16 protein-coding genes are annotated in these 22206 nt (G+C 61.6%); 10 read left to right on the forward strand and 6 right to left on the reverse strand.

What is annotated here, in order from left to right:
* A partial coding sequence (locus QWJ46_RS07820; RefSeq protein WP_302750284.1) for an acetate--CoA ligase occupies nt 1-1144 on the forward strand: 1144 nt, incomplete at its 5' end.
* 108 nt (nt 1145-1252) lie between these two features.
* Here the strand turns inward: QWJ46_RS07820 and QWJ46_RS07825 are convergent.
* A complete protein-coding gene (locus QWJ46_RS07825; protein ID WP_302750285.1) occupies nt 1253-1477 on the reverse strand; it encodes a DUF1674 domain-containing protein in 225 nt (74 codons plus the stop codon).
* 110 nt (nt 1478-1587) lie between these two features.
* Between QWJ46_RS07825 and htpX the strand changes: the two genes are divergently transcribed.
* The 4 genes from htpX to purH all read left to right on the forward strand — a co-directional run bounded on the left by htpX (nt 1588) and on the right by purH (nt 7616).
* Nucleotides 1588-2544: a zinc metalloprotease HtpX gene (gene htpX / locus QWJ46_RS07830; RefSeq protein ID WP_302750287.1), complete on the forward strand. Its 957-nt coding sequence runs from the start codon at nt 1588-1590 to the stop codon at nt 2542-2544.
* Nucleotides 2535-3923 (forward strand): RsmB/NOP family class I SAM-dependent RNA methyltransferase, encoded by a 1389-nt coding sequence (locus QWJ46_RS07835; RefSeq protein WP_302750289.1) that lies wholly within the window; start codon nt 2535-2537, stop codon nt 3921-3923. The genes htpX and QWJ46_RS07835 overlap by 10 nt, the downstream gene beginning before the upstream one ends.
* Nucleotides 3924-4124: 201 nt before the next feature.
* Entirely contained in the window at nt 4125-5798 is a 1674-nt protein-coding gene (locus QWJ46_RS07840) for a heparinase II/III family protein (RefSeq protein WP_302750290.1), read from the forward strand.
* 201 nt (nt 5799-5999) lie between these two features.
* Nucleotides 6000-7616, forward strand: coding sequence for a bifunctional phosphoribosylaminoimidazolecarboxamide formyltransferase/IMP cyclohydrolase (gene purH, locus QWJ46_RS07845; protein ID WP_302750291.1), 1617 nt, complete (start codon nt 6000-6002; stop codon nt 7614-7616).
* A 16-nt stretch (nt 7617-7632) separates the two neighbouring features.
* On the opposite strand, the gene QWJ46_RS07850 is transcribed toward purH, so the two are convergent.
* The gene (locus tag QWJ46_RS07850) at nt 7633-9021 is read right to left on the reverse strand and encodes an MFS transporter (protein WP_302750293.1); all 1389 of its coding nucleotides are present in this window, start codon (nt 9019-9021) and stop codon (nt 7633-7635) included.
* A gap of 23 nt (nt 9022-9044) precedes the next feature.
* Nucleotides 9045-13820, reverse strand: a complete 4776-nt coding sequence (locus tag QWJ46_RS07855) for an NAD-glutamate dehydrogenase (protein WP_302750295.1) — start codon at nt 13818-13820, stop codon at nt 9045-9047.
* A gap of 278 nt (nt 13821-14098) precedes the next feature.
* On the opposite strand from QWJ46_RS07855, the gene pdxY reads away from it, so the two are divergent.
* The 3 genes from pdxY (at nt 14099) to QWJ46_RS07870 (ending at nt 17397) form a co-directional block, all read left to right on the forward strand.
* The gene (pdxY, locus tag QWJ46_RS07860) at nt 14099-14974 is read left to right on the forward strand and encodes a pyridoxal kinase PdxY (RefSeq protein ID WP_302750296.1); all 876 of its coding nucleotides are present in this window, start codon (nt 14099-14101) and stop codon (nt 14972-14974) included.
* A 71-nt stretch (nt 14975-15045) separates the two neighbouring features.
* Entirely contained in the window at nt 15046-15687 is a 642-nt protein-coding gene (locus QWJ46_RS07865; protein WP_302750298.1) for a carbonic anhydrase, read from the forward strand.
* A gap of 90 nt (nt 15688-15777) precedes the next feature.
* Nucleotides 15778-17397, forward strand: a complete 1620-nt coding sequence (locus QWJ46_RS07870; RefSeq protein ID WP_302750300.1) for a GGDEF domain-containing protein — start codon at nt 15778-15780, stop codon at nt 17395-17397.
* Nucleotides 17398-17447: 50 nt separating this feature from the next.
* Here QWJ46_RS07870 and QWJ46_RS07875 read toward each other — a convergent pair whose 3' ends face one another.
* The 3 genes from QWJ46_RS07875 to QWJ46_RS07885 all read right to left on the reverse strand — a co-directional run bounded on the left by QWJ46_RS07875 (nt 17448) and on the right by QWJ46_RS07885 (nt 19819).
* Nucleotides 17448-18272 carry a lytic transglycosylase domain-containing protein gene (locus tag QWJ46_RS07875; protein WP_302750302.1) on the reverse strand — a complete coding sequence of 275 codons (825 nt, stop codon included), beginning with the start codon at nt 18270-18272 and terminating at the stop codon, nt 17448-17450.
* Between the two features lie 170 nt (nt 18273-18442).
* Nucleotides 18443-19477, reverse strand: a complete 1035-nt coding sequence (locus QWJ46_RS07880; protein ID WP_020922622.1) for an aspartate-semialdehyde dehydrogenase — start codon at nt 19475-19477, stop codon at nt 18443-18445.
* Nucleotides 19478-19588: 111 nt separating this feature from the next.
* Entirely contained in the window at nt 19589-19819 is a 231-nt protein-coding gene (locus QWJ46_RS07885; protein ID WP_184454495.1) for a hypothetical protein, read from the reverse strand.
* A gap of 68 nt (nt 19820-19887) precedes the next feature.
* Here QWJ46_RS07885 and QWJ46_RS07890 point away from each other — a divergent pair, with 68 nt between their 5' ends.
* Nucleotides 19888-21642: an alkaline phosphatase gene (locus tag QWJ46_RS07890; RefSeq protein ID WP_302750312.1), complete on the forward strand. Its 1755-nt coding sequence runs from the start codon at nt 19888-19890 to the stop codon at nt 21640-21642.
* A gap of 99 nt (nt 21643-21741) precedes the next feature.
* Nucleotides 21742-22203 (forward strand): hypothetical protein, encoded by a 462-nt coding sequence (locus tag QWJ46_RS07895; RefSeq protein WP_184454500.1) that lies wholly within the window; start codon nt 21742-21744, stop codon nt 22201-22203.
* The last annotated feature ends 3 nt before the right edge of the window (nt 22204-22206 follow it).

Consider the following 22206-nt stretch of genomic DNA (forward strand, 5'->3'; position numbering starts at 1 on the left):
GAAGGGCGTGCTGCACACGACCGGCGGTTACCTCGTCTATGCGGCGATGACGCATGAATATGTCTTCGACTATCATCACGGCGACGTCTACTGGTGCACGGCCGATGTCGGTTGGGTCACCGGCCATTCCTATATCGTCTATGGGCCGCTGGCGAACTGTGCGACGACGCTGATGTTCGAGGGGGTGCCGAATTTCCCGGATCAGGGCCGTTTCTGGGAAGTGATCGACAAGCACAAGGTCAATATCTTCTATACGGCGCCGACGGCAATCCGCTCGCTGATGGGCGCCGGCGACGAATTCGTCACGCGCTCTTCGCGCTCTTCGCTGCGCCTGCTCGGCACTGTGGGCGAACCGATCAATCCGGAAGCCTGGGAATGGTATTATAATGTGGTCGGCGACAAGCGCTGCCCGGTCATCGATACCTGGTGGCAGACGGAAACCGGGGGCCACATGATCACGCCGCTGCCGGGCGCCACCGATCTGAAGCCGGGTTCGGCGACCACGCCGTTCTTCGGCGTCAAGCCTGAGCTGGTCGACAATGAGGGCAAGGTGCTGGAAGGGGCTGCCGACGGCAATCTCTGCATCGCCGACAGCTGGCCGGGCCAGATGCGCACGGTCTACGGCGATCACGAGCGCTTCATCCAGACCTATTTCTCCACCTACAAGGGCAAGTACTTCACCGGTGACGGCTGCCGGCGCGACGAAGACGGCTATTATTGGATCACCGGCCGTGTCGATGACGTGCTCAACGTCTCAGGCCACCGCTTAGGTACCGCCGAAGTGGAATCCGCCCTCGTCTCGCACAACCTGGTGTCGGAAGCCGCGGTCGTCGGCTATCCGCATTCGATCAAGGGTCAGGGAATCTATTGCTATGTGACCTTGATGGCAGGCCACGAAGGCACTGACACGCTTCGCCAGGAACTGGTGAAACATGTGCGCGCCGAAATCGGCCCGATCGCCGCGCCCGACAAGATCCAGTTCGCGCCCGGCCTGCCCAAAACCCGCTCCGGCAAGATCATGCGCCGCATTCTGCGCAAGATCGCCGAAGACGATTTCGGCGCTCTCGGCGATACCTCGACGCTCGCCGATCCCGCCGTCGTCGACGATCTGATCGCCAACCGGCAGAACAAGGCGACCGCCTGATATACAGAGCCGCTCCGACCATCCGAGTCCGGGCGGCTCACTTTGTTTTGGCTGGCTGAATTTGGATGGCCTGCACGAGGCCCGGATTTCGGGCCCGACAATCCGTGCTTAAAAATCGATTGCCCGGCCGTTGATCTCGTAATCGCCGAAGCGGGCGGGCTCGGCGCCGCCGCGGCCGCCGATCTCAGGTGGCAGCTCCAGCGGCTTCTGGTTCTTCCGCCGTTCCTCAGCCTCGGCAAGCGCACGTCGGGCCGCCGGGGACAGCACCTTGCGCGGCTGCTCCGATCCCTCCAATGTCGGCGTTTGGCTATTGTCGTTATCGGCTTCCTGCATCGCCTTCTCCTGCCGGAAATATTGAAAATGGCGGGTGAATAACCAAATCATAATGCGCGGTCGCCGGGAATGAAAGCTTGCGATGGCGAATTCGGAGTTGGAGATTCGCAATGAACCTCGTTCGCACTGCCATGTTGCTTGCCTTCATGACGGCGCTTTTCATGTTCGTCGGCTTTCTGATCGGCGGTCGGGGCGGCATGATGATCGCCTTTCTCATTGCCGCCGGCATGAATTTCTTCTCCTACTGGAACTCCGATCGCATGGTGCTCGCGGCCTATCGCGCGCAGCAGATCGACGAACGCAATGCGCCGGAATTCTTTGCAATCGTGCGCGATCTCGCCCGTAATGCCGGCCTGCCGATGCCGAAGGTCTATCTTTACGACAGCCCGCAGCCGAATGCCTTCGCAACCGGCCGCAATCCCGAAAATGCTGCCGTTGCCGCCTCGACGGGCCTGCTCGCTGCCTTGTCTCCCGAGGAGGTCGCAGGCGTGATGGCGCATGAGCTCGCGCATATCCGGAACCGCGACACGTTGACCATGACGATCACGGCAACGCTTGCCGGCGCGATCTCGATGCTCGGCAACTTCGCCTTCTTCTTCGGCGGGAACCGCGACAACAACAATAATCCCCTCGGTTTCATCGGCGTTTTGGTCGCCATGATCGTCGCACCGCTCGCCGCCATGCTGGTGCAGATGGCGATCAGCCGCACGCGTGAATATTCGGCCGACCGCCGCGGCGCCGAAATCTGCGGCAATCCGCTCTGGCTCGCCTCCGCACTTGGAAAGATCGCCCGCGGCGCGGCTCATGTGCCGAATGAGGATGCCGAGCGCAATCCGGCGACGGCGCATATGTTCATCATCAATCCGCTTTCCGGCGAGCGCATGGACAATCTGTTTTCCACCCATCCGAACACGGAAAACCGCATTGCCGCGCTGCAGGAGATGGCGCAAAGCGGCATGAATGTCTCGACGGGACCGGTGCGTGCTGCTAATCCGTCGCGCAAATCGCGCTCTGTTCCGAATACGGGTCGCGGTGGTTCGCAACCGCCAAAAGGTCCGTGGTCTTGAATTCAGACGGCACGAAAAAGCCATTCCGGAAACAGAAACCTTCCGGCGACCGATCGGGGTCAGCCAAGCCCGGCCTGCAGGCCCGGGCGGCGGCGGCAAAAATTCTGGCTGCCGTCGTCGACCGCAAGCTGCCGCTCGACGGCGCTCTCGATCATGAACATGGCAATCCGGCCTATAAGGCGCTTGGCGAGAGCGATCGCGCCCTTGTCCGCGCCATTCTGAACACGACGCTGCGCCATCTGCCGCGCATCGATGCCGCAATTGCTTCGCTGCTGGAATCGCCGCTGCCGGAGGGTGCGCGGGCCTTGCACCATGTTCTGGCAATCGCGGCTGCGCAGATCCTCTATCTCGACGTGCCGGATCATTCGGCCGTCGATCTTGCCGTCGAGCAGGCCAACCTCGATCCACGCAATCGCCGCTTCGCGAAGCTGGTCAACGCGGTGCTGCGCCGGCTCGGCCGCGAAAAGGACGAGGTGCTGGAGGAGATCGGCAAGGTTCCGCCGATGCCGGGCTGGTTCCTTACACGGCTGGAAAAAACCTATGGCCGCGACGCGGCGCTGGCGATCTCGCAATCGCAGCTCGAACCTGCGGCGATCGATTTGACCGTCAAATCCGACGCCGAAGCCTGGGCGAAGAAGCTGAACGGCGTTGCCCTGCCGACGGGCGGCGTGCGGCTTGCCGCCTTTGACGGCGGAATTCCGTCACTCGAGGGCTTCGACGAGGGTGCCTGGTGGGTGCAGGATGCGGCGGCAAGCATTCCGGCCAGGCTTTTCGGTGATCTCTCGGGCAAACGTGCCGCCGATCTCTGTGCTGCGCCCGGCGGCAAGACAGCGCAGCTCATCCTTGCCGGCGGTGCGGTGACCGCACTCGATCAGTCGGAAAGCCGGCTAAGACGGCTGCGGTCGAATCTCGACCGGCTTGGCCTCAGGGCAGAAACGGTTGCGACAGATCTGACGACATTCAAGCCGACGGAAGGCTTCGATGCGATCCTGCTCGACGCCCCCTGCTCTTCCACCGGTACGACGCGCCGGCACCCCGACGTGCTGTGGACCAAGGGGCCGGATGATATCGCGAGGCTGGCGGCGCTGCAGGAGCGGCTGCTGCGTCATGCGCTGACCTTGCTGAAGCCCGGCGGCACGCTGGTGTTTTCGAACTGTTCGCTCGATCCGGCCGAGGGTGAGGAGGTCGTCGCCCGCATTCTTTCCGATACGGACGCAATCGAGCGCGTTCCGATCAGCGCGGGCGACTGGCCCGGTCTTGAAGCGGCGATCACGCCGCTCGGCGAATTCCGTACGCTTCCGACCATGCTGAAGATGCCAGAAGGCATCGCCTCCGGCCTCGATGGCTTCTACGCGGCGGTGCTGCGGCGAGTGGCCTGATCAAGCCTCAAACACATCGCCCGAATCGCCACCCTGCGAGAGCAGCACGTCCGTCATTCTTTGCGAAACGCCGGAATGTCCTCGAATGACATGCACTAATTTTCTTATATTCGAACTTTGTCACGAATTAATTCATTGTGGGCGATGAAATCGGCTGCTTTTCACCTATTCTTAACCACGAGGGTCAATAGACAATAGAATATGCAGTCCGGTCGGCGTTTTGCGAGCATGTATGTTCGGGAAGCTTGGCGGCGCGCCTTGCGCCGCGTCGCATTGCTGCGCCTGAAGCTCATTCGCCATTCGATCAAACCGCCCGAGCGTCTGATCGTCGCTCCGACCGATCTTCGCGGCATCGATTCGCATGTGGCCGACGAAATTCTCAATGGACGTTTCCTTCTGGCCGGGCGCATGCTGGAAACGAACGGCAAATCGCCCTTCACCTTCACCCTGCCCTCGCGGCCTTTTGCGACCCGCCTGCACAGCTTCGGCTGGCTGCGGCACATGCGGGCGCACAAGACGGAGCGTAGCGCGGCGGCTGCTCGCGCCATCGTCGACAGCTGGCTTTCCATCCATGCCGGTCGTATGGAAGGAATTGCCTGGGAGACCGACGTCACCGCCCAGCGCGTCATCGCCTGGCTGTCGCATTCGCCTGTCGTGCTGCAGAATGCCGATCGCGGCTTCTATCGCCGTTTCATGAAGTCGCTGGCTTTCCAGGTCAGGTTCCTGCATCGCATGGCGCCCTATACGCTCGGCGGCCTGGAACTGTTCCGGCTGCGCATCGCGCTCGCCATGGCCTCGGTTGCCATGCCGGCCCGCGCCTCCACGCTTCGAAGAGCGGCGCAGGCGCTCGACCGTCAATTCGATAGCCAGATTCTGCCGGATGGCGGCCATATCTCGCGCAACCCGCGCATCGGCCTGGAACTGCTGCTCGACCTGCTGCCGCTGCGGCAGACTTACGTCAATCTCGGTCATGATCTGCCGCAGAAGCTGATCTCCGGCATCGACCGCATGTATCCGGCTCTGCGGTTTTTCCGGCATCAGGACGGGGACCTGGCGCTTTTCAACGGAGCAACCTCGACGCTGGCCAATGAGCTGATGTCGGTGCTCAGATATGACGAGACCGCCGGCCAGCCATTCAAAGCTTTGCCGCAGTCGCGCTATCAGCGGCTTTCCGGAGGCAAGACGGTTATCATCGCCGATACCGGCACGCCGCCTTCAGGCGGCGCAGTGCGCACCGCGCATGCGGGCAGCCTTTCCTTCGAAATGTCGTCCGGCCGCCATCGCTTCATCGTCAATTCCGGCTCGCCGAAATTTGCCGGACACCGCTATGTGCAGATGGCGCGCACGACCGCGGCGCATTCGACCGTCATCCTCAACGACACCTCATCCAGCCGTTTTTCACACTCGCCTTTCCTCGATCACGCAATCACCGAACCGGTGAAAACCGTCACCGTCGAACGTTTGGAAACGGAGGATGGGCGCGACAGCATCAAGCTCAGCCATGACGGTTATCTCAGGACGTTCGGCGTGCTGCACGAGCGTGAGCTGACGCTCAATGCCGCAGGCTCGATGGTGACAGGTCACGATCGGCTCTTCCGGCGTGAAGGATATGAAAGTGACGAGCCCCTGAAGGCCGTCGCCCGTTTTCACATTCATCCGTCCATCGTTCTGCAGCAGAGCGATGGGGAATCCGTGCTGCTGACGGCGCCGGACGGCGAAAGCTGGCTGTTCTCCGCCCCCGGCAACGAAGTGCTGATTTCCGAGGACATCTTCTTTGCCGACAGCTCCGGCATTTGCGGCTCTGACCAGATCGAGATCGATTTCGATCTGGCCGAGAAGACCGAGATCCGCTGGTTCCTGTCCCGTAGAGCTTAGACGGGATTGCCGGCTCGCCAATTCGAATCCGGGACTAAATCGAAAGGCAGAGCATCAGTGCTGTTTGCGTGGCGTCAAAGCTGTGCTAACGCGGCGACAGCAAGAAAACGTCGCTAAGGCAGGATCTCGTCCGAAAGCCGCTCACACTTTTCGGCCTCATGCTCTAGCGGATATCTCCCGAAGCCCGAACGGAGAAGGTTCATGGCCGTCATTTCCAAAAAGATCCCCGCCCCGGACAAGGTCGAAATCAAGACCGCGCTCCTCTCCGTTTTCGACAAGACCGGCATCGTCGAGCTCGCCCGGGCGCTGTCCGAAAGAGGCGTGCGTCTGCTGTCGACCGGCGGCACCTATAAGGCGATCGCCGCTGCTGGTCTTGATGTCACCGACGTCTCCGAGATCACCGGCTTTCCCGAGATCATGGATGGGCGCGTCAAGACGCTGCATCCGACCGTGCATGGCGGCCTGCTGGCGATTCGCGACGATAGCGAGCATCAGGAAGCGATGAAGAAGCACGGCATCGAGGGCATCGATCTTGCCGTCATCAACCTCTATCCTTTCGAAGAGGTGCGCGCGGCCGGCGGCGATTATCCGACGACCGTCGAAAATATCGACATCGGCGGTCCGGCGATGATCCGGGCATCGGCCAAGAACCATGCCTATGTGACCACTTTGACCGATCCAGATGATTATGCCGAGTTCAAGGAGCAGCTTTCGGCGGATGACGGCAAGACCGCCTATGCCTTCCGCCAGCGCATGGCTGCCAAGGCCTATGCCCGGACCGCCGCCTATGATGCCACGATTTCCAACTGGTTTGCCGAAGCGCTGGCGATCGACACGCCGCGCCACCGCGTCATCGGCGGCGTGCTGAAGGAAGAGATGCGTTACGGCGAAAATCCGCACCAGAAGGCCGCCTTCTATGTCACGGGCGAGAAGCGTCCGGGTGTTTCGACGGCTGTCCTGCTGCAAGGCAAGCAGCTCTCCTATAACAATATCAACGACACCGATGCCGCCTATGAACTCGTCGCCGAATTCCTGCCGGAAAAGGCGCCGGCCTGCGCGATCATCAAACATGCCAATCCCTGCGGCGTCGCCACCGGCTCGAGCCTGGTGGAAGCCTATCAGCGGGCGCTCGCCTGCGATTCCGTTTCCGCCTTCGGCGGCATTATCGCGCTCAACCAGATATTGGACGCCGAAACGGCCGAGGAGATCGTCAAGCTCTTCACCGAGGTGATCATTGCGCCCGACGTTACCGAGGAGGCCAAGGCGATCGTGGCTCGCAAGCCGAACCTGCGGCTGCTGTCGGCCGGCGGCCTGCCCGATCCGCGCGCGCCGGGACTGACGGCAAAGACTGTTTCCGGCGGTTTGCTCGTCCAGAGCCGCGACAACGGCATGGTCGAGGATCTGGAGCTCAAGGTCGTCACCAAGCGCGCGCCGACGGCGCAGGAGCTTGACGATATGAAATTCGCCTTCAAGGTCGGCAAACATGTCAAATCGAACGCCGTGGTCTATGCCAAGGACGGCCAGACGGCCGGAATCGGCGCCGGCCAGATGAGCCGGGTGGATTCCGCCCGCATCGCGGCGCTGAAGGCCGAAGAGGCCGCCAAGGCGCTCGGCCTCCCCACGCCGATGACGCAGGGCTCGGCGGTTGCTTCCGAAGCCTTCCTGCCATTCGCCGACGGTCTTCTGTCGATGATCGCCGCAGGGGCGACAGCGGTTATCCAGCCGGGCGGTTCGATGCGAGACCAGGAGGTCATCGACGCCGCCAACGAACACGGCGTCGCCATGGTCTTTACCGGCATGCGCCACTTCCGGCACTGACGCTGCCGAAGAATTGTCAGATCCGATCGGCCGGATAGGGTGTGCGGATCAGCAGCACCAGGCCGCCGGCGAGGAACAGGATCAGCGTCGCCATTCCGAGCCGCGGCGAGCCGCTCAGGTAGGTCACCAGCGAGAAAAGCAGCGTCGCCATGAAACTGGTGGCGCGCCCCGAAAGCGCGTAGATGCCGAAGTAGCGGCCGGCTTCCTCGAGGCTGACGCTGCGCGCGAGATAGGAGCGCGACGAGGCCTGCACCGGCCCGAAGGCGAGCCCGATCAGCAGGCCATAAAAGATATAGGCCTTTTCCGCGGCGGTGCCGAAGAGGCCGCCGGAATCGGCGATCGGCAGCGGCATCACGCCAAACAGGGTATAACCCGGCCCGGTCGAGATGATGCCGATGGTGGCGAGAAGCAGCATGGTGAGGCTGATGACGACGGTGACCTTGGAACCGACGCCCTTGTCGACCCGGCCGGCGATCAGGCAGCCGAAGATCGCGACGACGTTCAGGATGATGCCGTAGAGGCCGATCTCGATCGTCGCCCAGCCGAACATGCCGGCGGCGAAAACGCCGCCGAGGATCAATAGGCCGTTGACGCCGTCCTGATAGATCATGCGGGCGATGAGGAATTTCAGGATGCTGCGGCGTTCCCGGAGTTCGCCGAGCGTGTTTCTCAGTTCCCGCAGGCCGGCGCGGATGGCGGTGCCGAAGGGCAGACCTCTGCCGACGTCGGGTGTGAAGAAGAACATCGGCAGGATGAAAATCAGGTACCAGACGGCCGAAATCGGCCCGGTGATGCGCGCATCCTGGCCGGTCTTGGGATCGAGGCCGAAAAGCGGATCGAGGCCGAGAACGGTCTTGCCGCTTTCCGGGTTTGCCGCCAGAAGCGTGACGACCGCAATCAGCACGATCATGCCGCCGAGATAACCGAGCCCCCAGGCGGTGTTGGAGAGCTTGCCCACCTCATGCTTGCCGACCAGCCGCGGCATCATCGAATCGTTGAAGACGATCGAAAACTCAGCTGAAACCGAGGCGAGGATCATGAAGATCACCGGATAGAGGACAGGCGAACCCGGGGCTGCAAACCACAGGCCGAAGAGGCTGGCGATCTTGATGATGGCGAAGAAGCCGATCCAGGGTTTGCGCGCACCGGACTGGTCGGCGATCGAGCCGAGAACGGGCGAGAGCAGGGCAATGATCACGGACGAGATCGTCGCCATGTTGCTCCACGTCGTCTGCGCCGACATCGGGTCATTGGTCAGCCGGGAGACGAAATAGGGCCCGAAGATAAAGGTGGTGACCACCGTGAAGAAAGGCTGGGCCGCCCAATCGAAGAACATCCACCCCCAGATGCCCTTCTCCGTGGCTTTCGGCGGCTGCGTTCCTGTCCAGTCTATGCGATTCAACATCCGCTCCTTTTTGGCGGACTGTCTCACCTCGCCCGGTCGCGCGCAAGATCGGTCAGGATGCCTGCGGCAACAGTGATGCGCGCAAGATTGGGATCGCCGCTGTCGCTGAGGCTCGAAAGCTCCTCGACGATGCGGTTGATGCGGACGCGATCCTGCGCATGCCAGGCCTGGACGGGCAGCTTCTCCTTGCCGTGATCGGAAAGCGCCGAGATGACGATGTCGCGCCGGGCGCTGGCGATCTGGTCGATGCTGCGCGCCAGCGCCAGATTTTCGTAATGGTCGGAGGTGAGAATGCGGCCGCCGGCCGCCAGCAGCCGGGCGATGCGAAAGGTCTTCGACACGGCAAAATAATTTTCGGCGGCGCGCACCAGCGACTCGCCGGTGCGCTCGGCAATCTGCATGATCTCAGGCACCAGCGCGAAGCTCTGGAGATTGGCGATTTCGGCCGCGAGCTTTTCGGGCACGCCGGCCTCGGCATATTCCGCCTGGCGTGCGGCAGCATCGCCGGCGGCCTGTTCGGCGAAAGCAGGCCGCAACTTCTTCAGGGCAGCCTGAAGCCGACTAATTACCTCGGCCATGTCGGCTTTGGTCATTGCGGTTTTCAACAGCAGGCGCGTGAGCACGATAAAGCTGTGGCTGATTTCCTCGTAAATGCGGTTCTGCACCCCGCCCGATATCTTGCCGTCGAGCGCATCGGTCTCGGCCCAGAGCCGGTTGAGGTCGAACCCGTCGCGGGCGACGATTGCGGCACGCACGACCTCCGGCGCCGACGCTGCCGTCGCGTCCATCATCGCGACGGTGAAGCTCGGACCGCCGCGGTTGATCGCTTCATTGGCCAGCACGGTCGCGATGATTTCGCGCCGCAGCCGATGGCTTAATATGTCGCCGGCGTTCGACTTCTGCATTCTGACGGGGAAGTAATTCGACAGCGTCGCGGCAAAATAGGGGTCGTCGGGCAGGTCGCTCGCGGCGAGCGCATCGAAGAGCACGATCTTGGCGTAGGACAGCAACACGCCGATTTCCGGCCGCGTCAGCGGCTTGCCGGCCGTGTAACGTTCGGCCAGCGTCTGGTCATCCGGCAAGGTCTCGACCTTGCGGTTCAGCTGGCCGGCGGCTTCGAGCACGCTCATGAAGCGGGCGAGCTCCAGACCGTTTGCCGTGCCCTTGCGTTCGATGAGCGAGATCGCCAGCGACTGGAGATAGTTGTTGCGCAGGACCAGGGCCGCCACTTCGGCGGTCATCGACGACAGAAGCTGGTCGCGTTTTGCCCGCGTCAGCCGCCCGTCGTGCATGGCGGCCGCCAGCGCGATCTTGATGTTGACCTCGACGTCCGAGGTGTTGACGCCGGCCGAGTTGTCGATGGCGTCGGAATTGCAGCGCCCCCCCTTCAGGCCATAGGCGATGCGGCCCTTCTGGGTGACGCCGAGGTTTGCGCCTTCGCCGATCACCTTGGCGCCCACCTCCGCCGCGGTGATGCGGATCGGGTCATTGGCGCGGTCGCCGACTTCGGTGTCGGTTTCGGACGGCGCTTTCACATAGGTGCCGATGCCGCCGAACCAGAGCAGGTCGACCGGACTCTTCAGGATCGCCGTCATGATCTCGAAGGGCGTGGCCACGGCTTTGTCGATGCCGATCGCGGCAACCGCTTCCGGCGTCAGCGTCACAGATTTCGCTGAACGTGAAATGATCATCGCGCCCTTCGAAAGCACGCTTTTATCGAAGTCCTGCCAGCTCGATCGCGGCAGATTGAAGAGGCGCTGGCGCTCGGCCAGCGTCTTCTCCATATCGGGATCGGGGTCGATGATGATGTCGCGGTGATCGAAGGCGGCAAGGAGCCGGATCTTCGGAGAGAGCAGCATGCCGTTGCCGAAGACGTCGCCCGACATGTCGCCGACACCCGCGACGGTGAAGGGTGTCGTCTGGATGTCGATGTCCATTTCGCGGAAATGGCGTTTCACGGTTTCCCAGGCGCCGCGGGCGGTGATGCCCATCTTCTTGTGATCGTAGCCGGCCGAGCCGCCTGAGGCGAAGGCGTCGTCCAGCCAGAAGCCGGCTTCCTGCGCCAACGCATTGGCGGTGTCGGAGAAGGTGGCTGTGCCCTTGTCGGCGGCGACGACGAAATAGGGATCGTCGCCATCGAGCCTGATCGTGTCCGTCGGCGGTATGATCTCGGCGCCGGAGATGTTGTCGGTGATCGAAAGCAGCGTGCGAATATAGGTCTTGTAAGCCTCGCGGCCGGCATTGAAGATCTCGTCGCGGCTGCCGCCCACCGGAAGCTTTTTGGGATAAAAGCCGCCTTTGGCGCCGACCGGCACGATGACGGCGTTCTTCACCTGCTGCGCCTTGACCAGACCGAGCACCTCGGTGCGGTAATCCTCGGCGCGGTCCGACCAACGCAGGCCGCCGCGCGCCACCTTGCCGAAGCGCAGGTGCACGCCTTCGACTTCGACGCCGTAGACGAACATTTCGCGGAAGGGTTTCGGTTGCGGCAGCCCGTCGACCAGGTGCGGATCGAGCTTGAAGGCCAGCATGGCTTTCGGCGACCCGTCCGGGTTCTTCTGGAAATAGTTGGTGCGCAGCGTCGCGTCGACGATGTTGACGTAGCGGCGCAGGATACGGTCGTCGTCCAGGCTCGGCACGTTGGCAAGGTCGGCCTCGATCGCCTGGTGCAGGTCGGCGATCTTCTTGACGCGGGCTTTGTCGGAAAGCTTGGGGTCGAGCGTGTCGTGGAACAGGCGGAAGATGGCGGCGGCCACACCAGGATATTTGTCGAGCGTCGTTGCGATGTAATCTTGCGAATAGGCGATGCCGGCCTGGCGGAGATAACGGGCATAGGCGCGCAACACATTGGCTTCGCGTGCCGAAAGCCCGGCCGAAAGGATCAGCCGGTTGAAGCTGTCATTGTCGATCGTGCCGGCGAAGGCGGCGACGAAGGCTTCCTCGAGGGCGGCGCCATACCGGTGCAGATCGATTTCGCCGCCGGTGCGGGCCTCGAGCTCCATGTCGTGCAGCACGACGAGTTGGGTTGCGCCATCGGCGACCTGCACCCCGATGTCGAAGGTGCGTTCGCTGACGACATTGAAGCCGAGGTTCTCGAGAAGCGGCACGCGGCGCGACAAGGCCAGCTGACCGCCGGCATGGAAGATCTTCAGCGAGAGGATACGGCCCTGTTCTTCCGGACGATGATAAAACTGGATGCGGAGCGGCTCGCCGCCGGCGCAGGCGCCGATGTCGGCGAGGTCGGCCACGGTTTCCTCAGGGGTGAAAGAATCCTGGAAGGCCTGATCGATCGATAGTCTCGGCGACTTTGGTCCGGCGAGCGCTTCGAAACGGTCGTCCCAGCGGGCGGTGATTTCGCGGATTTTCTGCTCGAGCCTTGCCTGCGGAATACGCGGCGTCTTGCCGCCGGAACGGCCGATGATGAAGTGCACGCGCGCGACGCCGCCTTCGGGAAAAGCCGGGTAATAGGCGGAGACACGGCCGTCATAGACCGTCTTCAGATAGGTGCCGATCCGCTCGCGCACGATCGAGTCATATTCCTCACGCGGAACATAGACGATCACCGAGACGAAGCGGTCGAAATGGTCGATGCGCGGTAGAACGCGCACGCGCGGCCGGTCGGCGAGATCGTTGATCTGCTCGGCAAAGCTTGCAAGCAGCGTCGTGTCGATCTGGAAAAGGTCGTCGCGCGGGTAGGATTCCAGCGTGTTGTCGAGCATGCGGCCGGAATGGCTCATCGGATCGAAGCCGAAATGCTCCTTCACCTTTTCGATCTTCGACCGCAGCAGCGGGATTTCGGAGGCGAGCGAAGTATAGGCCGTCGAGGTGAAAAGGCCGACGATGCGGAGTTCCCCGGTGACGTTGCCCTCGGCATCGAAACGTTTAACGCCGACATAATCCATATAGGCGCGGCGATGGACGATCGATTTTACATTCGCCTTGGTGACGATCAAAAACTCAGGCCCGTCGAGGAAGGCGAGGATCTCCGGCGTCGTGGTCACGGCGTCCTTGCCGGTGCGCAGCACGAGAACGTCCGGGTTGGAGAGGATGCCGAGCCCGGCGCCTTTATCCCGCTCAACCTTGGCGTCGGCGCCTTTGCCTGAATAGACATATTCGCGCATGCCGAGGAAAGTGAAATTCTCGTCGCGCAGCCAGGTCAGGAAGGCCACCGCTTCGGCATGTTCGGCCTTCCTGCGGCCGGCGCCGTTGGCCGAGAGTTCGGCGATCACTCCGTCGAGCTTGGCAAGCATCGGCTTCCAGTCCGAGACCGACAGGCGGACCTGTTCGAGCACGGTCTGGACGCGTTTGACGAGATCGGCGGCCTGGGTGGGGTTCAACGGGGCAATATGGAGCTGGATATGGCTGACGCGCGCGGCCGGATCGCTCGGGTGGTCGGCGGAATAGAGCGCGGGGGCTTTGCCCTTTTCCATAACGAGGATGGGATGCACAGCCATGAACAGATCGCGGTAGGTGCTCGTCACTTCACCCATGACCGATTCATAAAGGAAAGGCATGTTCCGGTCAGTCACCGACAGCACCGAAACGGCGGTGCCGCCAGGCGTCACCTCGGCAATTGTGTCGATGCTGACGCGGGGCGCCTTGCCGTTCCAGGCGGCAAGTTCCTTTGCCGAATGCACGGCGGAGCGCGCCAGCATGTCGGGCGTATAGAGTTCCAGATCATCATTGCTCGCCCGGCCGAAGAGAATTTCCGGATCGAGATGCGCCTCGCTCATCGCCTTGGCCATCTTGCGCGCAGTTTCGATCTGCTTCTCCCGCTTGGGATTGTTTCTGGCAGCCATGAATCGCCTCCCCGCAATGGTCTAGTTTTTCGCAAGCTAGCAGAAGATTTCTCGAAAAAATCGCTAAAAGAGAGGCCTCGGGCATTGTTTTGATGCTTTTTTGCCGGCGGAAATGGGAAATTGGCAGAGATTTTTTCGCTTTTGAGGCCAAAACGCATTGGCAAGGCCTCTCTTCCAGGTTTGTTTTGGCGGCACATTTCCATGCTCACGTGAAGAATGGTTGACAGCCCGGCGTCAAAAAGATCATCAAACGCCATCATCATTCGGACCTTGGTTTCATGTCGGAAAATGCAGCGGGCGCAGTCATCGTTATTTCCAGCCATGTCGTGCGTGGCTCGGTTGGCAATCGGGCGGCGGTGTTTGCGCTGGAGACGCTCGGCCATCCGGTCTGGGCACTGCCGACCATCGTTCTGCCCTGGCATCCCGGCCATGGCCGTTCAACGCGGCTGACATTTGCCGAAGCGGATTTCGACGAGGCGATCGACGATCTGATCCGCGCACCTTGGATCGGCGAAGTCAGGGCGGTGCTTTCGGGCTATTTCGGCAATGCCGCCCAGGCACGCTCGGTCGCCCGGCTGATCGCTGCGCTCCGCCAAAACAATCCCGAACTGCTTTATGTCTGCGATCCGGTCATGGGCGATCTCGGCGGCCTCTACGTGCCGGAAGCGACGGCCGAGGCTATTCGTGATCATCTCATCCCGCTGGCCTCGCTCGCAACGCCGAACCGGTACGAGCTCGCCTGGCTGTCGGGAGCAGCGCTCGATGACAACGGCGCAATCATGGAGGCGGCGCTGGCGCTCGGGCCGTCACGCATGCTCGTCACCTCGGCGGTGCCGATGATGGCGGGCGGTACCGGCAATCTCTACCTTTCCGGCCGTCACGCGCTCCTTGCCGAGCACCGCGTTGTCGAGAACCCGCCGAATGGTCTCGGCGACCTGCTGGCTGCCGTTTTCCTGTCGCGCCTGCTGTCCGGCCTCGAGGACGAAAAGGCGTTGCAGCTTGCCACCGCCAGCGTGTTCGAAGTGCTTGCGCGTGCGGTCAAGCGCGGCAGCAACGAGCTGATGCTGGCCAGCGATGCGTCCAGCCTGTCGACGCCGATGGCGATGGTGCAGATGCGCCGGCTCGTACACCCTGCGCAGCGTCGGAAAAAATGACGCATTTGCCAATGTGCGCATTTTGCGGTGCAGCAGTTGATCTTGTCCTCCGCGCGCGCTAATCCAGAGGCATGCAGCGTTTTCCAAACACCCTTCTGAACGGTTATCGCAACTTTATGAACGGGCGTTATGCCGACGCCCGCGACAGGTATCGACAACTTGCCGAAAACGGCCAGAACCCGAGCACGCTGGTCATTGCCTGTTCGGACTCGCGTGCGGCTCCCGAGCTGATCTTCGATGCCGGGCCCGGCGAGCTTTTCGTCATCCGCAACGTTGCCAACATGGTGCCGCCCTACGAGCCGGACGGTCATTTCCATTCGACATCGGCCGCTCTTGAATTTGCCGTGCAGGCGCTGAAGGTTTCGGACATCGTCGTGATGGGCCATGGCCGCTGCGGCGGCATTCGAGCGGCACTCGATCCGAACGCCGAGCCGTTGTCGCCCGGCGACTTCATCGGTCGGTGGATGTCGCTGGTCAGACCCGCAGCCGAGCAAATCCAGAGCAACGACGTGATGACCGAGGCTGAGCGGCAGACGGCGCTGGAGCGTGTCTCCATCCGCAATTCGATCAACAATCTCAGAACCTTCCCGGAAATAAAGGCGCTCGAGGACGCAGGAAAAATGCACCTTCATGGCGCCTGGTTCGATATCTCGACCGGCGAGCTCTGGGTCATGGACGCTGAAACACGCGATTTCATCCGTCCCGAGATCTAGGAGCGGACCGGTTTATCAGTTTTTTAAGGATTGCTGTTAAGCTTCTAATCGGCTGCACATGACCGGCATTTGATCACGTGGCGATTGGCGATGAAGTTTGAAACCATCAAAAAGGTTATCCTGGCCGCCATCCTGCTGCCCTTCGTCTTCATGCTCATTGAAGGCGTCTTCGTCCTTCGAACTTCCATCCTGCAATACAGAGATCTCGAGAAAGACCGGCAGTTCGCCGACGTACTTGCGCGCGGCGGGTCGATCGCGGCCACGGAAATCCTGAGCGAAATCGATGCCACACGCCGCCATCTCGCGCATCCCAGCAGCGGGACTGCTGTCGACATGCAGCAAAGCCGACTGACGCTGGATCGCGAACGCCGCGCTTTCTATGCCAGCTTGCCGCCTCGCGATACGCTCGATCGAGGGCTTGCAGGTGAATTGTCGGCCCTCAGCCTTGCCTATAGCCGCATCGTCGCCGCGCGAAGCGCCGTCGACCAGGGCCGTTACTCCGGAAGCAATCCCGGCTCCATCTACTGGTATGCGGCTCTCAAGCAGCTTGCCGTCGTCGACGCACTTTCAACGCTGATCAGCGACCCGGTGCTGCTTGAAAAATCCAACCAGCTGATGGGCATCCTGCTGACCTACTACGGCGAAAGATTGATTACCGGAATCGGCACTCGTTACCTCAATCAAGATGTTTCTGCCAGATTTCCGATCGAACTGTTCATTCAAGGCAAGACCATGCTGGGTGCCGGCATGGATCACATGGTCTTCCATTCGACCGCGCCGGTCGTGCGCGACATCGTTGCCTATCTCGGTCGTAGCGACCAGATGAAGGCGAATGCGATCACCGACGCCATTCTCGCTGGGTCGCGGCCGTCGCGCGCAATGGGCGACGCCTGGGCAGCCGCACAGCGCGAACGCATGGCTTTCCTTCAGCAAAAGATGGTAGAGGCCGCGAGGGATATTCACGAGACCGGCGAACAGTTTTCCACCCTCTCGCACATACACCTGACGCAGATTCTGGCGCTGTGCGCAGGCCTGCTGATCCTCGCCACGCTGGTGATGGTGCTGGCGGCAAGAGGGCTTCGGCTGATCGACAAACTTACCCGGGACCGGGAGACGCTGGTGGGCGAGCTGCGAAACGCTGCTCAAACCGATCTTCTGACGGGGCTGTACAACAGGCGCGGCTTCGAGGTCGCCGCCTCGGCGCTCCTTACACAGGCCGAGCACGGCTCGCACTGGATCTCCGTCGTCCTCTTCGATCTCGATCATTTCAAGAAGATCAACGATATCCACGGCCACGACGCCGGCGATGCCGTGCTGCGCCACGTCGCCGGCGTCGCGCGGCAGAATTTTCGTTCCTTCGATCTCCTGGTGCGGCATGGCGGCGAGGAGTTCCTGGCGCTTTTGCCGGATTCAACGCCCGACGAGGCCGCCATCGTCGCCGAGCGCGTGCGACGGGCGATCGAGGCGGCGGAAATTCCTCTTGCGAGTGGCGATCTCCTCAAGGTCACGGCGAGCTTCGGATGCGCCGGCCGGGCAAACGACGCTGCCAACCGGAACTTCGAAGATCTGGTCAAGCGTGCCGATCTGGCGCTTTATGCCGCCAAAGCGTCCGGGCGGAACCGCGTCGTTTCGGGGCCGGTCGTGCCGGCGCCGCCGCAGGAGGAGCGACGCAAGACGGTGTCCGGCGGCGGTTTTGATTCCCGCATATGAAAAACGCCGCATTCGCAGCGGCGTTTCCAGATATCGTTATAGATGAAGGCTTATCTGCCGCCGTCGATCTGCTGGCCGATATAGGCGATCGCCTGCTGATAGACACTGGCGGCGTTCCAGCCTTGGATCGCAGCGAAATTCGGTTCTCCCGGCTGATAGCCGGCGCCGGCAAGCCAGCCGTGGCCCTTGAGGAAATTTGCGGTCGAGGCCAGCGCATCGGCGCGGGAGCCGACCATGTCGACCCGGCCGTCGCCGTCGCCGTCGGCGCCGAAGCGCACGACGTTGCGCGGCAGAAACTGCGTCTGGCCGATTTCACCATGGGCGGCACCCTTGGCCTGCGGGCTCAGATAACCCTCGGAGACCAGCTGGAGCGCAGCATAGAGCTGATCGGTGAAATAGTCCGAACGACGGCAGTCATAGGCAAGGGTCGACACAGCCGAGAGCGTATGCTGGTTGCCCATATAGCTGCCGAAACCGGTCTCCATGCCCCAGATTGCGATCAGCGGACCGGCGGGAACGCCGAAGCGGCGTTCGATCGAGGCAAAAAGGGCCTGGTTGGCCGCTTTCATCGACCGGCCACGAGAAATGACGGCGGCACCGCCGCGCTTCTGCATGAAGGCGTCGAAGGAGAGCTTAAAGCTTTTCTGGCCGCGGTCGGCGGCGATCGTCGGCTTGTTGTAGTTGACGTTGGCGAAGGCGCGGCTGAGCACCGATTGGCTGACGCCGTTGGCCGCTGCCGTCTGCTTGAAATCGGCGACCCAGGCGTCGAAGCCGGCGCTGGTATTGCCACATTGCGGTCCTTGCGCGAACGCCGGTACCGCGTGGACGACGCCCATTGCCGCAGCGGCCGCCAGAAACAACTTTGTCATGCGCATTGAGAAACCCCGCTCTCGATCTGCATAGTTTTTAAGCGGGCAAGAGAATGCCAGCCACTCGCGATTTTGTCACGATCATCGTATAGCGAGCGCTTATACAGTCGTAATTGCTCCGGAAAAAGCCCCGCTCAATGAGCAGGGCTTTAACATCTTATGGTTTATAAATAGTATCAGGCTGCCTGCTTGCGCGGCTTGACCAGGCCGCGATTGACGAGCAGCTCGGCGATCTGGATGGCGTTCAGCGCCGCGCCCTTGCGCAGGTTGTCGGAAACAACCCACATATTGAGGCCGTTTTCGACCGTCGCGTCCTCGCGGATGCGCGAGATATAGGTCGCATCTTCGCCGGCGGATTCATAAGGCGTGATGTAACCGCCGTTCTCGCGCTTGTCGATGACGAGACAGCCCGGGGCATCGCGCAGGATATCGCGGGCCTGGTCGGCGGTGATCTCGTTTTCGAATTCGATGTTGACCGATTCCGAATGACCGATGAAGACGGGTACACGCACCGCCGTGCAGGTCACCTTGATCTTCGGATCGAGCATCTTCTTCGTCTCGGCCAGCACCTTCCATTCTTCCTTGGTGTAGCCGTCTTCCATGAAGCTATCGATGTGCGGGATGACGTTGAAGGCGATGCGCTTGGTGAACTTCTTGTTCTCGATCGGATCGGCAACGAAGACCGCGCGCGTCTGGTTGAAGAGCTCGTCCATGCCATCCTTGCCGGCGCCGGAGACCGACTGATAGGTGGAGACGACGACGCGCTTGATCTTGGCGAAGTCGTGCAACGGCTTCAGCGCCACCACCAGCTGTGCGGTCGAGCAGTTCGGATTGGCAATAATGTTGCGCTTGGTGAACTGCGTGACGGCGTCCGGGTTCACTTCCGGCACGATCAGCGGCACGTCGGCGTCATAGCGCCAGGCCGAGGAATTGTCGATGACGACGCAGCCCTGCTGGCCGATCTTGGGGGAGAACTTCTTGGAGACCTCGCCGCCGGCCGACATCAGGCAGATGTCGGTATCGGAGAAATCGTAATTCTCCAGATTGGAAACCTTCAGCGTCCGGTCGCCGTAGGACACCTCGGTGCCCTGCGAACGCGCCGAGGCGAGCGCCACGACCTCATCGGCGGGGAAGCCGCGTTCGGAGAGGATGTTGAGCATCTCCCGGCCGACATTTCCGGTCGCTCCCGCAACTGCTACTTTGAAACCCATTTCTAAAGCTCTCTTTCTCTTCTCTCCTCTGTCCGGTGAGGGGGAAAGGCGCGAATAATCGCGTCTTCCTGTCCCCAGCCGAGCCGGGGAGAGAGCGGCAGGCCAGAGACGTCAGACGGTTTTCGTCGTCGTTTTGGCCTTGGTTTTGGCAGAAACCGGAACGGCAATATCCACCCCGGCAACCCGTGCCCGGTCATTGCATGCGGCAATGGCGTGTTCGTCGCGAACCATGGAGATTCCTTTTCCGCTGTTGCTCTTAGAAGGTTTTCCACAGGAGTCAAGGTTTTTGCGTGAGCAGGCAGCAGGTGAAAGGGGAGGCCGAAAGCCAGGGTATTTTGTCATGCCGCTGTCATGCCAGAGAGATATCCCAACCCGGTTGATAATATCTGCAACGAAAACGGGGGTTTTCCATGCGTACGCTTCTCGCCGTCTTTGCGGCCACTACCATCCTCGCGGGCGCCGCTCGGGCGACGACAGTCTATCCGCTTGATCGCGCGACGATCCTTGCCGGCTCTCCATTCGATTTCAAGGTCGAGCTCAACAAGCAGGTCAAGCCGGAAGATGTGAAGATCACGGTCAACAGTCAGGATTACAAGACTGTCCTTGGAGGCGAAGCGCAATTCATCGAGCTCGAAAAAGGCAAGGAAGATAAGGCCCTCGGTTCCGCTCTTCTGCTCCGCGGCCTGAAGATCTCCGCACCCGGCGCCTACAAGATCGAGGTCTCCGCCGGCGATGAGACGAAGTCGGTCACCTGGGACGTTTACGAAACCGCCGCGCAGCCGAAGGCCAAGAACATTATCTTCCTGCTCGGCGACGGCCTTTCCGTTGCGCATCGCACCGCCGCCCGCATCATGTCAAAGGGCATGACCGAGGGCAAAGCGAACGGCCGCCTGAACATGGATGATCTCGATCATATGGCTTTTATCGGCACGTCAGCGACGAATGCCGTTGCCACGGACTCGGCCAACACCATGTCGGCCTTCATGACGGGGCATAAGACGGCCGTCAACGCGCTCGGCGTCTATGCGGACCGGACACCGGCCGCACTCGACGATCCGCGCGTCGAAACCTTTGGCGAGGCCGTTCGCCGCACGACGAAGAAGTCGATCGGCATTGTCGCGACGTCCGAAATCGAGGACGCGACGCCGGCTGCGGTCGTTTCCCATACCCGCAGCCGCAGCGAAAAGGCCGACATCGTCGGCATGCTGCTCGAGGTGAAGCCGGAAGTCATCCTTGGCGGCGGCTCGGCCTATTTCCTCGGCAAGGAAGTCGCCGGCTCCAAGCGCAAGGACAATCAGGATTACATCAAGCTGTTCCAGGACGCGGGCTACAAGCTTGCGACCGACAAGAACGAACTCTCCGCCAATGCATCGGCTGAAGGCAACCTGCTCGGCCTCTTCCACACCGGCAATATGGACGTCACGCTCGATCGCGAGTTCCTGAAGAAGGGCACCGTCGACAAGTTCCCGAACCAGCCGGGTCTGGTCGAGATGACCAAGGTTGCGCTCGACCGCCTCTCGAAGAATGCTGATGGCTTCTTCCTGATGGTCGAAGGCTCCTCGATCGACAAGATGTCCCATCCGCTGGATTGGGATCGTGCGGTCATCGACACCATCGAATTCGACAAGGCGATCGGCGTTGCCCGCGAATTCCAGAAGGCCCATCCCGATACGCTGATCGTCGTCACCGGCGACCACACGCACGGCGTATCGATCATCGGCACCGTCGACGACGAGAAGCCCGGCACGGAGATGCGCGAAAAGGTCGGGACCTACGCCGAAGCCGGGTTCCCGAACTACAAGGATGAAAATGGCGACGGTTATCCCGACAAGGTCGACGTCAGCCGCCGCCTGTTTCTCAGTGCCAACAACGGCCCCGATCATTATGAGACCTTCCGTCCGAAGCTCGACGGTCCTTTCGTTCCGGCTGTCCAGAACGAGAAGAAGGAATATGTTGCCAACGAACAGTATAAGGATGTTCCCGGCGCCGTCTTCGTACAGGGCAATCTTCCGAAGAGCAGCGAGAGCGGCGTTCATGCCGTCGATGACGTCGTCCTGCAGTCGGCCGGTCCGGGTGCCGAAGGCTTCCATGGTTATATGGAACAGAGCGACGTCTATCGCGTGCTGGCCGACACCTTCGCACTCGGCGCCAAACAGACGAACTGATCGAAACCCGATCCTGCAAGGCCGCTTGCCGGCCTTGCCTCTTTCGTCGATCGTGGTCCCGGCCTTTCAGCGGCCGGGATTTCCTTCCTGGAGATCGCCATGCACAAAGTCTCTTCGCCGCAACTCAGCCGCCGCCGGCTGATCGCCGCCGCTGTTGCGCTTCCCTTTACCGCCTCCATCGTTCGCGCTGCCGATCCTTCGCTCTCCTTCGGCGAGCTCTATGGTAAATTCGGCGTGCTCGGTCTCGAATTCTCCGACAAGGTGAAGCGCCTTGCCGGCCAGGACATCAGCATGAAGGGCTTCATGGCACCGCCGCTGAAGGCCGAGGCGCAGTTCTTCGTACTCACCGAGGTGCCGATGTCGCTCTGCCCCTTCTGCTCTTCGGATGCGGACTGGCCCGACAATATCGTCGTGGTTTATCTCTCGGAAAAGCAGACCTTCGTGCAGCCGCGCCAGACAATCGAAGTGCGCGGCACGCTGGAATACGGCTCCTGGACCGATCCGGAAACCGGCTTCGTCAGCCTGCTTCGGATCCGCGAGGCCGAATATTTCGCTGTTTGAACC

It is taken from the genome of Rhizobium sp. CBN3, assembly GCF_030518245.1.
Lineage (GTDB): Bacteria > Pseudomonadota > Alphaproteobacteria > Rhizobiales > Rhizobiaceae > Rhizobium > Rhizobium aethiopicum_A.